11 protein-coding genes and 1 other annotated feature are annotated in these 15846 nt (G+C 29.5%); all 11 genes read right to left on the minus strand.

Annotated features, from left to right (window positions below):
* Positions 1-114: 114 nt before the first annotated feature.
* The gene (locus tag RBU61_RS10195) at positions 115-1011 is read right to left on the minus strand and encodes a DMT family transporter (protein ID WP_308875273.1); all 897 of its coding nucleotides are present in this window, start codon (positions 1009-1011) and stop codon (positions 115-117) included.
* A gap of 191 nt (positions 1012-1202) precedes the next feature.
* On the minus strand, positions 1203-2228 hold the full coding sequence (locus RBU61_RS10200) for a hypothetical protein (RefSeq protein ID WP_308875274.1): 1026 nt from the start codon (positions 2226-2228) through the stop codon (positions 1203-1205).
* 341 nt (positions 2229-2569) lie between these two features.
* On the minus strand, positions 2570-2770 hold the full coding sequence (locus RBU61_RS19575; RefSeq protein WP_374212437.1) for an Rpn family recombination-promoting nuclease/putative transposase: 201 nt from the start codon (positions 2768-2770) through the stop codon (positions 2570-2572).
* Complete coding sequence (locus RBU61_RS10205) at positions 2760-3236, minus strand: DUF5301 domain-containing protein (RefSeq protein WP_308875275.1); 477 nt, start codon at positions 3234-3236, stop codon at positions 2760-2762. The genes RBU61_RS19575 and RBU61_RS10205 overlap by 11 nt, the downstream gene beginning before the upstream one ends.
* A 21-nt stretch (positions 3237-3257) precedes the next feature.
* Positions 3258-3497 (minus strand): hypothetical protein, encoded by a 240-nt coding sequence (locus tag RBU61_RS10210; RefSeq protein ID WP_308875276.1) that lies wholly within the window; start codon positions 3495-3497, stop codon positions 3258-3260.
* Positions 3498-3891: 394 nt separating this feature from the next.
* Positions 3892-5280, minus strand: a complete 1389-nt coding sequence (asnS, locus tag RBU61_RS10215; RefSeq protein ID WP_308875278.1) for an asparagine--tRNA ligase — start codon at positions 5278-5280, stop codon at positions 3892-3894.
* A 235-nt stretch (positions 5281-5515) separates the two neighbouring features.
* Positions 5516-5748 (minus strand) — a binding site (T-box leader).
* 145 nt (positions 5749-5893) lie between these two features.
* Positions 5894-7594 carry a molecular chaperone HscC gene (locus tag RBU61_RS10220; protein ID WP_308875280.1) on the minus strand — a complete coding sequence of 567 codons (1701 nt, stop codon included), beginning with the start codon at positions 7592-7594 and terminating at the stop codon, positions 5894-5896.
* A gap of 12 nt (positions 7595-7606) precedes the next feature.
* Positions 7607-10948 carry a tetratricopeptide repeat protein gene (locus tag RBU61_RS10225; protein ID WP_308875281.1) on the minus strand — a complete coding sequence of 1114 codons (3342 nt, stop codon included), beginning with the start codon at positions 10946-10948 and terminating at the stop codon, positions 7607-7609.
* Between the two features lie 282 nt (positions 10949-11230).
* A complete protein-coding gene (locus tag RBU61_RS10230; protein ID WP_308875282.1) occupies positions 11231-12889 on the minus strand; it encodes a M20/M25/M40 family metallo-hydrolase in 1659 nt (552 codons plus the stop codon).
* Positions 12890-12925: 36 nt separating this feature from the next.
* Positions 12926-14299, minus strand: a complete 1374-nt coding sequence (locus RBU61_RS10235; protein ID WP_308875283.1) for a sodium:alanine symporter family protein — start codon at positions 14297-14299, stop codon at positions 12926-12928.
* A gap of 201 nt (positions 14300-14500) precedes the next feature.
* Complete coding sequence (locus RBU61_RS10240; protein ID WP_308875284.1) at positions 14501-15838, minus strand: sigma 54-interacting transcriptional regulator; 1338 nt, start codon at positions 15836-15838, stop codon at positions 14501-14503.
* Positions 15839-15846 lie beyond the last annotated feature (8 nt).

Consider the following 15846-nt stretch of genomic DNA (forward strand, 5'->3'; position numbering starts at 1 on the left):
TAATTGGAATTTCTTCATATACTTATAAAAAAACCTCTGTAAATATTATTATCTACAGAGGTTTTTATAAATATTGTTATATTTACATATCTCTAAGCTATTATTGTCTCTATTTTACTCAAAAAATCCCAAAATAAATACTCCTATGGTTATCATTATAATAGTAAAATATTGATTTTTATTCAATTTTTCTTTCAGCCATATCCTTCCAAAGATTACAGCTACAATACCATCTATAGACATTAATGGTGCTGCAACTACTGAGTTTCCAGTTAATGCATAAACATAGAAAAATTGTCCTGCTGTTTCACAAATTCCACCTATTATATTGAATTTCTCATCTTTAATATTATATCTTTCCTTCTTAATAACAACTAGATAAAATAAAGATATTAAAGCTATTGTAAAAAAAGTAAGCTCAAATGAAATCAATGCTTCTTCAGGTGTAAGGATATTGCTTAAATATACATCATCTAAAAATGTTGCAAAGGCATCAACTACAGCATAGATTATAGGAAATATAAGGGCTACTGCTCCAAGATTAAGTTTTTTTTCTTCTATACTTAAAGATTTTTTTCTAGTTTCTTGACTTTCCAATATTGCCAATAAAACAAGACCAATTGTTATAAGACTTACTGCTAAAAATTGAATACCTGTCATTGTTTTACCTAGTACCATAAAAGACAATATACCAGCCATTGCTCCTGAGGTACTAGCTACAGGTGAACCTACTGAAATTTGGAGGTATCTATATCCATAAAAATCCACCGCCATAGATAATATATATAAAAAAGATACTGGAAAATATATAAAATTAGTCTTTATACTATAATTAAAGTCTAATTTATATAGTTCTACTAAAGCTTGTAGTCCCATAATAAAACCAATCATAATTAAAATCCTTAAATGACTATATTTGTCTTTAGGATCAGTTCCTCTCTTAAAAGATACATCTGATAATCCCCAAAATAATGTTGCTAATAATGCTAAACTAAACCAAGTTAATTCCATGTGTTTTCTCCTTTGTTTTATAATATGAATAATTATTATAGCATAGTCTACTATTCCTTTAAAGAAGATTATAACTATAAAAGCAATAAAAAAAGCTAATTACTTAGCTTCAAATACTCCTATAATAAGTATTACTTATGTCTTTAACTATGATTTATCATAAACATTTTACCATATAATATTTATCCAATTTATATTTTCAAGTCCCATGATAATCCTTTATCTATTGAAATATATTTTATGCTCTTATTAGAGTTACTCCATGAAGGGCTCCCCAATATCAACTCAATTTCTTCTCCGTTTTGCCTAATATCTTGAACGTAGAGCATATCCTTGTTCTCTTCTGACAAATCAATTAAAACATCCTTCCACGTTACTCCACCATCATTAGTCATAAAAAGTGATAATCCTTCACTTGATCCAAAATTAATAAAACCAAGTTCTTTATTTAAAAAGTGTCCATAATAAATCTCACTATTTGTAGGAAATCGATAAATTATTTCCCAGGATAAACTGTCATTATTAGATTGTACAAATGCGTAGGAGTATTGATGACCAGCACGATCTATAAGATAAAATCCATAATTTAAATTATCATCGACTTTTTGAATGTATTCTACATCTATTGGAAGTATTTCTTTTTCTTCATCTTCGATATCATTATCTGTATCTTCCTCTATTGTGTTTGGTATATAATTTGACTCTTTTTTCCTATCTATTTTAAGTTCCATATAATCTTCCCATTTAACTTCTCCTGAATATTTAATATCTTTGCCATAAACAAATAGGTTTTTATATGGATGATAATTGTAAAAATGATCTGGAGTCATCCATCCAGTATCTCTAATTAAGTATTTTTCTCCTTTATAAGTTTCTACTCCTACCTCTTTATAGCCCATACTAATAATTAAGATACAAAAAAGAAGAGCATATAAATTAACTAAAAGTATTAATACAATAGCTATTATTTGAATGACGCCATTCCAAATCTTAAGGATAGGTAATCTTTTTTCAAATATATTATTTAAATTAATTAAGATAGTAACTTCTATAACTAATATACAAAAGATAGAAATGATTATTACCAATGCCCATATCCAATCCCTAAATAATAAGCTAAAATATCTTTCAAGAAAATACCTCTCTGTAATATACATAAGAGAAACTATTAAAATTATAGCAAAAGAATTTCTTATCAATTTCATTTTACTCTTCAAAAATACATCTCCTTTTAATATAATTTGGTTTCATATTTTTACACCGAAACGACACTTAAATACTATAAATAGTATACTATCAGTAGATATATATATTATAAATTATGTTCATCTCTTCTGCAGTCAGAATTCAACTTATTGAACATTATAGGTTTATTCTCTATTTTTATCTTCTAAATACTTTTTAATTCCTTCTACATATCCTATAATCCTTGGGCTTACTGTGTATTCACCTTATACATGGCTGCCCCCATTAGAGTCAATATATTCACTTCTACATTTTTTAAACTTTTCGCTATGAATATGAAGAATAGAAAATACACTTATTGATATTAGCAATATTAGTAAAAAAATAGATACTTTATTTTTTTCATAGTTATAAATAATCTTATTGTACGTAAACCCACAAATGCTACAAAAATATATTTATTAAATTGAAATACTGCTAGTTTATCCTTGTAAGATTTATGTTTCAATAAAAACCTTATATAAGTATCTTTATTATTTATTAGCTTCAAACTTACATTACTTCTAAAAATCACTTTTCAGTATATCATTAACTAATACTGAAATCTCTTTCTTATTTCCTCTTCTTATAATTTGTTCCAATATGGATAAATCATTTGAGTCTATTTTAAAAACTCCAACAAAAGGTTGATCTATGTACAAATCACCATTTTCTTCATAAATTGATCTAAAACTCTTATTACCTGATGATTTAAACTTGTATAGGACAGTAGTAAATTTTGTTTTTCTAGGAATTTGTGAAATACTTTGTTTATTTGTCATTTTAGCATTCTTAAATATATCTAAAAAATTATTTATATCTACTTGTTGATTAATGGTAATTTTTTGGGTACCCTCTTCACCAATAACATCAATCAATATAATACTACTTAATTCTTCAGGATTAGGACTTTTTAAATATCTATTATTTCTACTTATGATTAAAATCAAGGTCATAGCAATAATACTGAATATGGTAATCTCTTTTATTAGCCTATTCATAGTATCTACTCCTATAAAAACCTATTGTTTCCTTATTTTATTTATAACTTTAAGTAATAACATAATTATAAGTGAAAGTCCACTTACTCCAATTGCAAAGTAAGACAATATGATGATTGGTACAAATAACATAAGTCCACAGTAATCCGGAAAAATATATGTATCAGTTATATAAAATAATAGTGAAATAAATAGATTTAATAATAAAACGTAGGTAGTTATTTTAAAACTTTCCTTTGAAATAATCAATGTTTTAATCACTCCTTCTATATCCTTTTAAAGTTAATCTTCCATATATTCTAATATATCACCAGGTTGACAGTCTAAGTCCTTATAATCCTCCATTGTAAATAGTGGATTTCTACTAATTAAACTAAATAACCTAAATGTATGAAACATCCCCAAATAAAAGGATATGATTGTTATATGTAGTCCATAAAGCATAAAGAAGAAAAATAAGTACTCCTACTAACCTAATGGATATTTCAAAAACTTACACTTATGTTTTTTATACTCCACATCCTGTCTTTTTTATCTAATTATAACAGATCCAATATCCTTATTCAACATATATTTATTGTAATACAATAAATATATGTTTTTATATAATAAAAATAACCCTAAGAAACAAATTTATTTCTTAGGGTTATTTTTCCTAAAATTCTGCTGATTTTACTGTTCTTGGGAATGGGATCACGTCTCTTATATTTGTCATTCCTGTTATATACATAACAGCTCTTTCAAATCCAAGACCATATCCTGCATGTTTAGTTCCACCAAATTTTCTTAATTCTAAATACCACCAGTAATCTTCTGGATCCATTCCATTTTCTATTATTTTTTGTTCTAGTAAATCAAGTCTTTCTTCCCTTTGAGATCCGCCTATGATTTCTCCAACACCTGGAACTAAAAGATCCATTGCTGCTACAGTTTTTCCATCCTCATTTAATCTCATATAGAAAGCTTTTATTTCCTTTGGATAATCTACTACAAATACTGGTTTTTTAAATACTTGTTCTGAAATATATCTTTCATGTTCAGTTTGTAAATCTATACCCCATTCCACTGGATATTGGAATTCTTCTCCTGATTTTTGAAGTAGCTCAACAGCATCAGTATATGTTATACGACCAAAGTCCGAGTTGACTATATTTTCAAGTCTTTCAATTAATCCTTTATCAACAAAGTCATTGAAGAACTCCATTTCTTCTTTAGCGTTTTCCATTACATATTTAATTATATATTTCATCATATCTTCTGCTAATTGCATATTATCGTTAATATCAGCAAAAGCAATCTCTGGTTCTATCATCCAGAATTCTGCTGCGTGTCTTGCAGTATTGGAGTTTTCTGCTCTAAATGTAGGACCAAAAGTATAAATATCTCTATAAGCATGAGCAAATGCTTCTCCCTCTAATTGCCCTGATACTGTCAGGTTAGTTTCTTTTCCAAAGAAGTCCTTAGAAAAATCAATTTTTTTGTCATCTGTTAAAGGTACATTGTTCAAATCTAAAGTTGTTAGTCTAAACATTTCTCCTGCACCTTCAGCATCTGATCCTGTAATTATTGGAGTATGAACATATACAAATCCTCTTTCCTGGAAGAATTTGTGTATTGCATAAGCAAGAATAGATCTTACTCTAAATACAGCATTAAAAGTATTTGCTCTAGGTCTTAAATGAGCTATAGTTCTCATGTATTCAAAAGTATGCCTTTTCTTTTGCAATGGATAATCTGCTGTAGAATATCCTTCTATTTCTATTTCACTTACCTTAATTTCAAAGGGCTGTTTTGCCTCTGGAGTCGGTGTTAATACACCTTTAACCATTATTGATGAACTTAATGGCAATTTTTCTATCTCTTTAAAATTAGATAATCCTTCCTCAAATACTATTTGAATATTTTTGAAAAACGTACCATCGTTTAATTCTATAAACCCAAAGGTCTTTGAACTTCTTGATGTCCTTATCCAGCCTTCAAGTACAACTTCATTATTTAAATACTTCTCCGTCTCTTTGTAAATTTCTCTAACTGTAGTTTTCATTTGCATTCTCCCTTCTATTATTATTTGATTTTTGGTGTGCTTAACCTATGTCAGCTCACAACCTTCGTTGGATTGAATTGTTTGACACGGTGACTACGCAGTTTCGAAACACCAATTTATTTACTCGCTACGCTCGTATAAATTGGGTTCTCATTGCGTTTGACCTACCATCAATTTGTTCGCTTTGCTCACAAATTGGGTTAGGTCATAAAAAAACCTTTCATCTCTTTTTGATTATAGAGACGAAAGGTAAATTTCGCGGTACCACCCTAATTGCTAATAGCCACTTTAACACACATCTTAATGTGCTTCACATATAACGGTGTGATTCCGTCTAAGTCTACTCTCTTAATGATTTCGATTAGAAACTCAAGGATGTTCTTCAATATAAGTTTCGTGCCTATGTCTCACTATTATAGGCTCCCTTTGACTACCTCTTATATCTACTCTTCCTATCAAGGTTTTTTCCTTACTTTTATATAATTATAGTTATTTTACTTGAAGATGTCAATCAATTTAGCTAATCTTTCTTTTATTTCTTTATTATATCCATTTTACTAAGTTTATACCATCAAAGAATTCTCTATAAAGCTGTATTTTTGAAAAATACTATTTATCTTAACTTTTGGTCTTCATCTATATAATCCAACTCTTCTTTAAATATTTCTCTTGCATTTTCTATTTTTATAGGGTCTTGAGTTTTAAGTGCAGATTCAAATTTTGTAATTATATAATCTAGCTGCTTTCTAGCATCTCCTACAGTTTCTTCATACATTCGTTCACTTCTGAATAAAAGAAGTTTATTTTTTTCCTGCTCTCTAGGAGGAATTTTCAAATAACTTATTTCTTCCATTCGTTTCTCTATCATTTCATCAGTCATATCATTATTTTTATTTTTAATAATTTGTTTGACTTTATCTCCTGTAGAATTTACTTTAACTTCTACTTCTAGTATAGAATTAATGTCATAGGTATATGTTACATCTATACTTTCTTCACCTGCCAAAGCTGATGGTACTTCCACAAATAGCTCTCCCAAAGATATATTATTCTTTGCGAATCTACTCTCTCCTTGAAGTATATTTATTCTTATTTTACTTTGATTATCATATACTGTATATAAGGTTTGAGTTCTACTTGCAGGAATTACAGTATTTCTATCTATTATTGGACAAAAATAACCTGCTTCTATTCTATTATTTTCCCTTTCCATAACAACTTCTGTTCCTAAAGTATATGGACAAACATCTGTTAAAATTACTTCTTTTATATATTGGTTTCTTTCTTTCAAAGCAGCTTGGATTGCTGCACCTAGAGATACTGCCTCATCAGGGTCAATTGATGTATTTGGAAACCTTCCAAAAAGCTTATTTACAAATTTTCTTATAATAGGAAGCTTCGTGGAACCTCCTACAAGGATTACATCATCTATTTGAGATAATCTCAGATTTGTATCACTTAAACTTCTTTTTATGGGGTTTCTGATTTTTTCTAAAAGAGGCTCACAGGCATCTTCGTAATCATCAATATTTATTTGAAATTCAATTCGTTCATCATTTATAATACAGTTCATAGAAGATACTTTACTATCTGAAAATCCCCTTTTGCATTTCTCTGCTTGGTCCAATATATGTGATAAAGTTTTTGAATCTAGTGATTCTATATCTAATTTATTTTTTTTAATAAATAGCTCAACTAGAATTTGAGTAAAATCTTCTCCGCCTAGATAATTGTCACCAGCAACTGCTCTGACTTCAAGTATATTATTAAAAAGCTCTAAAATAGAAACATCAAATGTACCTCCGCCTAAATCAAATACTAAAATTTTGGCATCAGCTTTTTTTTGATACAATCCATAAGCTATAGCTGCGGCTGTAGGCTCACTTATAATACGCTCTACTCTAAATCCAGCCATTTCTCCTGCTTTTTTAGTTGCTTTTCTCTGTTCATCGTTGAAGTATGCAGGAACGCTTATTACTGCTTCTTCTATTTTTTCACCAAGAAAATGTTCTGCATCTTCTTTTAAATATTTCAATATAAATGATGATAACTCTTCAGCATTAAATTCATTTTTCCCTAGTTTAAAAACTTTCTGACTTCCCATATCTCTTTTAAAAACCTGTGCTGTACTGTCATAGTAAATTGCACTTCTTTCTAGTGCAGTTTCACCTACATATATATTAGAATTTTCATCTATACTAACAACAGATGGTGTTATGTTTTTCCCTAAACGATTGGGAATTATTTTCGCACCATCTTCTGTAAAATATGACACTGAACTGTTTGTTGTTCCTAAATCTATTCCTATTATCATGCTATTCTCCCCTTATTTTTCAGATGCTAATCTTTTAACTGCAATATACGCATAAAGGTACTCTGGCTCATATTCTAATACTATATTATAATACTTCAATGCTTCTTCTATATCTCCTTTGGCTTCTGCTAACATACCCATTAAAGCAAATTTTTCATAACATTTTCCATATGGACAGCCCTTACATTTTTTGTATTTATCCATTTGGGCAATATAGTGTTCAGCATTTTTAATATAGCCCATATTTATATATGCCCTTGTTATATTGTGTAGTCTAGCAGGCAAATATCCATCATCTGTAAAATATTCTTTTTCATCGCCTATATTTTTAATACAATACTCTATTGACTTTTTAAAATAACTCTCTTTTTTAAATCCTAAAAATTTATATACCATTCCTATATGAAAATATATAATAAATAGATTTTCATAATCTGTTTTATCTACACCTTTTAATGCTTTTTTATAATAATGCAGAGCTTTTATATATTTATTTTGATATAAATAGAATTTACCTAAATCAACGTAAGCATCGGTATTATTTTTACCTTTACAAATTGCATCTTCATAATAATATTTTGCCTTCGATAAATCCCCTTTAAGTCTATATAAATCTCCCTTTGTACGCTTGATTTCATTTATATCTGCATTTTCTACATTTGCCATATGTTCGCTGCATATTTTAATTCCTTCATCATATTTACCCATTACTACATATAACTCGCTCAAACTTTCATAAAAAACATCCCTATTAGGGAACCTTTCCAATCCCTTTTTTAAATATTCTTCAGCTTGATCATATTGTTCCAATATCCTATAAGTCTTTGCTATATTATTAAAGGGCAAAGGTGTTTCTTCATAGTCCATACATTCCATAGATTTGAGATAACACTCCAGAGCTTTCTCATACTCTCCTAAATTGTGATAATTAAATCCCAAATTATTGTATGGAAACGGATTTGCAGGATCTAACTCAATTGATTTTAAATAATTATCTATACCTTCTTCAGTTCTTCCAAGTCTTGAAAGGGTAAGTCCCTTTGAAAGATAGTTGTATCCCGTTTCTTTTATCTTAGTTAGTTTATCTCTATATTTTAAAGCTTCATTATAATAGTTTCTCTCTTCATCTCCCGTTGAATATTGTGCTTTTTCCTCTAACATACTGGCAATTGCAGAGTAGGCTTCTGTACGTTCAGGATTAATATCCAGAAGTTTATTATAATATTCCATAGCTTCGTCTAAATTACGCTTCCCCTCATGAGCTGCTGCTAAACGATAAATAATTTTTTCATCATTAGGATATTCCTTATCAAGCTCTGTAAATATATTTATTGCTTCATCATATTCTTCCAGTTCGTGATGTATATATCCTTTGTAAAATACAAATTCAATTTTTTGAGTTAGTTTAACAGCTTCATTCATAGCATTAAGTGCATCTTGAAATTCATACATAGCTACACATACATCTGCTTCCGCATATAAAATATCCAAATAAAATTCTTCTTCGTAGTCATTTTTTACATGTTCATCTTTTAAATCCAACACTAATTTATATGCCTGTTCCTTTACCTCTACTATACTTTCAAGGGTTTGCCTTAAAGCTTTAACTTTGTACAGCCTTATCTCTTCATTATTTATATCATTGTCTTCAGCCCTTTTTATAATATCTAAACAATCTTCGTATTTGTCAAACAGATGGAATGTCTTTATTGCTAGAAGATATGGCATATAATATCCTGGCTCTATGTTTACAGCATTATAATAATCATCAATTACATCCTGATACCTTTCCATATTGTAATAAGCTTCCTGTCTGAATAGATATGCCGGATAATAATCTGATGCCCTTCTAATTATTTCATCACATATATCTATACATTCTTCATTATTTTCATATCTTAAAAATGTCTGTGCTTTATAATTCATATATAGTAGTTTGTTGTTTTCATCTTTTTCATTTTGAATTGCCTTTTCTAAATAATTTAAAACTTCTTTCAAGTTTTCTTCGTTTTGTTCTTTTATGTTTGAAAGAGTTATTGCAATTGTATAATATGAATATCCAAAGTTTCTTAATCTCTTTGCTGTCTCTTCACTTCCATCATCTTCTATTTTTTCTAAATCATCTACCCAAGCTAGTAAAAGGGGATATGCTTTTTCATAATTATTGACAGATAAATATGTCCTTCCCATTAAATTGTTATATAATGGTTTGTTATCTTCAGGAATGTCCACGCCTTCTAAAAGATTTATGGTATCGTCAAATTTATGATTTTGATAAAGGCACCAGCCTAATTCTACTAATGCTTCAAAGTCATCAGGATTTTCATCGAGTTGTTCCTTATAACTTTCTATCAAATATTCATTTGCTTTCATCATTTCATTTGAAGCATTTTGGTCACCAGAAAAAACATATAACATATCAAGGAACCATTCTTTGGCTTTAAGATATTCCTTTTCTGCTAAAAAACATTTACCTAATCCTAGTTTCGCACTATAGTGATTTGGGGTTCTTTCAAGGAGCTTTTCATAATATTCTTTTGCCCTGGAGATTTCACCTATCTGGAAAGAGACCTCTCCTGCGTATAATATAACATAGTCGGAATTAGGATATTTATTTCCCAATTCTATTATAATTTCTTCCGCATATTTATTCTTTCCTAATTTTAAATAATGTCTAACAACTTCTACATCTTCATAGGGATGATAAATTACATTATTCTTCATTATTTCAATTTCTTTTTCTATACCCTCTAGCTCATTATAATCCAGCATATCTTTTACTCTAAAATAATGCCTTATATAATCATCATATTCTCCTAGTTCAGGACCTACAAATAGATAGAAATCCAAAAAATCCTCATAAAAAATAGAATTGCATAGGAAATCTATGAAATTTTTAGGGAATTCCTCGTAAAGTTTTTCTTTATCCTCTATAATATCAAATCGTTCATCTATTAATGTCCATACTTTATGGGGCAGATAGTAATTATCCATAAAAAAAGCAAGTAACCTTTCTTGAACAATCTCTACTGTATCCAAACCTATACAAATATCATCACTTAAAAGCTCTCTCCATTTATCAAGAGATATTCTGTCCGGAAAATTAAAGTATATTTCTTCCGCTTTTTTCATCCACTTTCCAATATCATCTAAGTCATCGAATTCTGTAAATGTTTTTTCTTTCTTAAGTTCTTGTATATGTATAATTGCATCTTCATATGCTTTTCTAAGTTCTTTAAATCCTTCTGGATCATCTTCTGGATTTACATTAACAAGTTTTTCTCTATATGCTGACTTAACTAAATCTTCATCCTCGGTTTTATTGATTCCTAGTATATTCCAAAACCTTTCCATTGTTTTTTCGCCCCCTTATATAACTCTATATTTCTATTAGGTAAAATTATTCATACTAATATATATCGGATTTTTAATAGAAAACTTTAGTTTTGCAAGAATAAAAACTTAATGGGTAGCTACATCTAATAAATATGTTTAATGGCAAGCTTAATATTCTGCTTATGAAAAGTGGAAAATTAGAAAATACCTTCAACTAATCCAAGTTTATCTATAAACAAAATAAAGAAAACTAGCTTTCTACTAGTTTTCTTTATTTTCTTCTATATTCTAATTACTTATCTAATTATTTTTCAATAAATTTATAATGGTCTTATATACTAATTGAGGTGCTATTTCGAAGGAGTATTTCTTCTCAATTCGCTCTGTGAATTTATGTGCATCTTTACCGAAAGCTCCTATATCTAATACTGGTAAATCCAACTTTTGCATATCTTCTAATGGCAAATTATATTTAGTCCCAAAACCAGGCATATTGTTTTTTAATGCTGCTATAATTTTAGGGTCCTTTGGTGCTGCTCCATAGCTTAAATCTGAAATATATGGAAAGAATTTCTTATACACCAGATTATAATCTGATTCTGTTGTATTTATAGCATCGGCTACTGCATCAAGTAGTGCTTTTTCTTTTGGCGCACTTCCTTCTACATAAATATGAGGATAATATGGAGGTGTATAATATACTATAACAACAGGCTCCCTATCAGACCATAGTTTATGAGTCTCTTCCACTAATTTTAATGAAAATTCTCTTTGGTCTATTGACTCATCTTTTAGCATTTCCTCAGTAATTTTTCTAATTCTTTCATAAAGTTCAGTTCCCATTTCCAGCTGTACTTTTTTGTATAATTCTTCATAAGTTAGTACTCTTGCTTTCCAAGGAAGTTCTTTATATTTCCTGCCTGCCAATTTACAAAACCTTTCATATTGTGTATTTAGACTATCAATAGTTGATTGAAAAGCTTCCATGGCAGCATTTTTCATTTTTATCAATACTTCATCTGGTGTACTGCAATGTGTTGCATAATTGAAGAATAGAGTAGAAGTTTTTGCTATCTGCACTGAATATTCCGGTTTTAAATCCCTCTGCTTTAAAGTGATTGGCGGAAGGGAAACCTCACCTTCAGCTACATCGCAGAAATCAACATTTAAATTAATTCTATTTGTAATGGAAGAGGCTATTTGATTCGGATCTATTCCTTTAAATGATTCTCCAACATGTGTCTCTTTTCCTACTATATAGAATGATGGCATTAATTTACCTACTGTACCTATATATACATATTTATTTTCATCACCTTCAAATTCTGATGTCATATAATCAGTATCTAAGAGTGCTAAATATTCAAGTTCTTCCTGCTCTTTTATCTTAATTAATTCTGGTATAACAGATAACATACCACCAGAGTTTCCTTCTTCATCACAAACAGCAGCATATATTAAATTACCTTCAAAATTTTCTATATCCTTTGATATATATTCCATCAATGCTATTATAATAGCATCGCCAGTTTTCATATCAAAAATTCCTCTGCCAAATAAATATTCACCTGATTCCAAGTCACGTCTTACTTCTTCTGGTAATGTAGATGATATTTCTTTAAATTTCTCTGTTAATTCATATGGCTTATTGGCATATTCTTTTAAACTACCATAATCAGAAATACCAACTGTATCACTATGACCTATCATTAATACAGTCTTTTTACTATTTCCTTTCTTTCCTTTTAACATTGCCATAACAGACTTTCTACCTAGTTTATCATTTGGCATATATACAAATTTTATGTGATTAGGATTTTCCTTATAATAACTCATTTCTGAAAAAATATCATAAATTTTTTGTACAGAATCTAATTCCCCAGGTGTTTCTACTACACTTAATTGATTTGTTAATTCCACTGCAATCTGCTCAATTCTCTCTGAAATTTGCTTATTCATAATATGCCCCCTAAATATTAAATTCTCCATTCTCAATTATTTATTTTCTCTTAGCATTGGATAAAAATTAGGATTATTAAAAAAATCATCCTTCAACTCTCTAACTTGGTTTCTCATTAATACCAATCCTATCATATTAGGAATAATAATAGAAGCCAAAAGTATATCTAAGAAACTATATAAAAATTCTATACCTCCATACGCACCTAAAAATATAGCTACTAAATAAATAAATTTCATCACTTGAGAAAACTTTGTTCCAAATAAATATTCAGCTTGTTTTTCACCGTAGAATACAATAACTATTATAGTCGACAATACAAATAATGTAATACTTAAAGTTACTATTCCTCCTCCAAGACTTCCACCCATCAATGACTGAAATGCTCTTGCAGGCATGCTAGCTGCTTCTGATGAAGGAATTGTCTTCCATATACCAGATGTTAGAACAATCATAGCTGTCATAGTACAAATTATTAAAGTACTAACTATAATTTCAAATATACCCCAGAATGCTTGTCGAACTGGATGGTCAGTTATTGCAGCAACATGAGCTATAGGCGCTGTACCCATACCAGCTTCGTTAGAATAAGTACCTCTGGCAATACCACGACTAATGGTTTGTGATATCATTGCACCACCAAAACCGCCCACTGCTGCCATGGGTGCAAATGCATGTTTAAATATTAATACAACAACAGATGGTAATTGAGTAATATTTACAATAGTAACGACTAATGCACCTAATAAATAAACTCCTGCCATAAAGGGAACTAACTTTTCTGAGACCTGAACTATTCTTTGAATCCCTCCATAAACAACAATACCAACTAATGCAGCAATAACTGCACCTGAAACCCAGTTTGGAATATTAAGAGTAGCAGCAGTTTGTACTACTGAAATAGTTTGAGTAGCCACAGATGGAATGATTTCAAGCATTAAACAAAAAGCAAATAATTTTCCCAGCCAAGGAGCATTTAAACCTTTGTCTAAATAATATTGAGGCCCACCAACATATTCACCTAACTCATTCTTTTCCCTATATTTAATACCTAAAACAATTTCACTAAACTTTGACGCACTGCCTATAAAAGCGGTTAACCACATCCAGAAAACAGCCCCGGGCCCTCCAAAGGCTATTGCAACAGGTACACCAACAATATTAGCCGCACCTATAGTTGATGCCAAGGCAGCAGAAGCAGCTTGGAAAGGTGATACAGTGCCCTCACCTTTTTCAGGTTTTTCTAATATCTTGCCAAAGGTTTCTTTACAAATAAATCCAAAATACTTAAATTGAAAAAAACCTAAAGAAAAAGTTAAAATTAATCCGCCACCAAATAAAATGACAAGCATTGGAATTCCCCAAACCCAATTGGAAATACTGACAATAAAGTTCATAAAAGTATCCATGATTTTTCCTCCTTAGAATAATTTTAATTTCTACGTCTAGTATTATAGCAAATCTTATGCCAATAATGTCAATTGTGAATATAACTAATTTTCAGTATATTTTGATATTTTTTTGTCAAATAAAAAAGATATTTTACAGTAAAATTTCTTTTACTGTAAAATATCTTTTACGTTTTATTATTGAACTATTCACATACTATCTCATTTTATATATTTATCTATTTTATACTTTAATAATTGTCTTGAAATTTTTAGAGATTTAGCTGTTAAGCTTAAATTATTCTGATGAGTTTTATACGCTTCTAAAATAATATTTTTTTCATGGTCCTCTAAATAAGACTTTAAATCAAAACCAGAGCTCTCTAATATTTTTATGGAAGGAACATTTTTACTTTCAAAAATTCTTCTTGGCACATCTTCTATTGTAATCTCATTTCTTATGATAATATTAAAACATCCCTCAATTACATTTCGGAGTTCCCTAATGTTTCCAGGCCAATAATATTGTTCAAATGCAGAAAGTAGTTCTTTTGAAATTGGCTCTACATTATTACCTAATTCCTGATTATATCTTTCTATGTAATAATTAGATAGAAGTTCTATATCATCTTTTCTATCAACTAAATCAGGTAAAATAATTTGAACCACTGAGAGCCTATAATATAAGTCATTTCTCATCCTTCCCTCTTTTACAAGCTTCTCTGGACTTTCGTTTAATGCGACAATAATTCTTATATCTAAAGGTATATCATGTGTTCCTCCGATTCTCCTAATTCGTTTTTCTTCAATGGCTTTTAAAAGTTTCACTTGTGATACAGAACTCAAGGAGTTTATTTCATCCAAAAATAAAGTTCCTCCTTTAGCTAGTTCGAAAATTCCTTCTTTATCTTCAGCAGATGTAAAACTTCCTTTTGCTGTGCCAAATAAAATGCCCTCAAGTAAATTTTCCGGTATAGCTCCGCAGTTCTGAGAAATAAAAGGAGCATGTCTCCTATTGCTACAATTATGAATAGAGTGTGCAACTAACTCCTTTCCTGTGCCAGTATTACCTTGAATCAAAACAGTAGACTCTGTTTTTGATACTCTACGAATCTTTTCTTTAATTTCAAGCATTCTAGAACTCTGGGTTATTATATCATCAATGGTATAGCATGTACCATTTTCTTTATAGCATATTTCATGCTTATAAAATCTATTCCATATACCAACATTATCTTCATTTACAATATCTGCAAATTCAATGGCTCCAATTATCTTGCCATCGTCTATAAGCGGATATGTGGATCCAACCTGATATATCAAATTATCTCTTTGAGTCTTTAATCCTTGCTTCAAATTAATAAAAGATTTTCCCGTTTTTATAGCAGCAATCATGGAGCTATTGCTGTTATGTAAATTTTTGTAAAGAGAAGTGAGTTTCCTTCCAATGGTATTTTCTACTATCAAATCATAAACAGGTAAATTATTCATAGTAAAATAAACAATTTCACCTTTATTATTAACTATAACTACATTTTTAGAATCGAATTGTTCAAACATAATATCAC

Source organism: Tissierella sp. MB52-C2 (assembly GCF_030931715.1).
In the GTDB taxonomy this organism is placed as follows: domain Bacteria; phylum Bacillota; class Clostridia; order Tissierellales; family Tissierellaceae; genus Tissierella.

Coding starts and splice junctions, on each gene's coding strand:
- RBU61_RS10195 (WP_308875273.1), bottom strand. CDS start 1,011: ATGGAATTAACTTGGTTTAGTTTAGCATTATTAGCAACATTATTTTGG.
- RBU61_RS10205 (WP_308875275.1), bottom strand. CDS start 3,236: ATGAATAGGCTAATAAAAGAGATTACCATATTCAGTATTATTGCTATG.
- asnS (WP_308875278.1), bottom strand. CDS start 5,280: ATGAAAACTACAGTTAGAGAAATTTACAAAGAGACGGAGAAGTATTTA.
- RBU61_RS10220 (WP_308875280.1), bottom strand. CDS start 7,594: ATGATAATAGGAATAGATTTAGGAACAACAAACAGTTCAGTGTCATAT.
- RBU61_RS10225 (WP_308875281.1), bottom strand. CDS start 10,948: ATGGAAAGGTTTTGGAATATACTAGGAATCAATAAAACCGAGGATGAA.
- RBU61_RS10230 (WP_308875282.1), bottom strand. CDS start 12,889: ATGAATAAGCAAATTTCAGAGAGAATTGAGCAGATTGCAGTGGAATTA.
- RBU61_RS10235 (WP_308875283.1), bottom strand. CDS start 14,299: ATGGATACTTTTATGAACTTTATTGTCAGTATTTCCAATTGGGTTTGG.
- RBU61_RS10240 (WP_308875284.1), bottom strand. CDS start 15,838: ATGTTTGAACAATTCGATTCTAAAAATGTAGTTATAGTTAATAATAAA.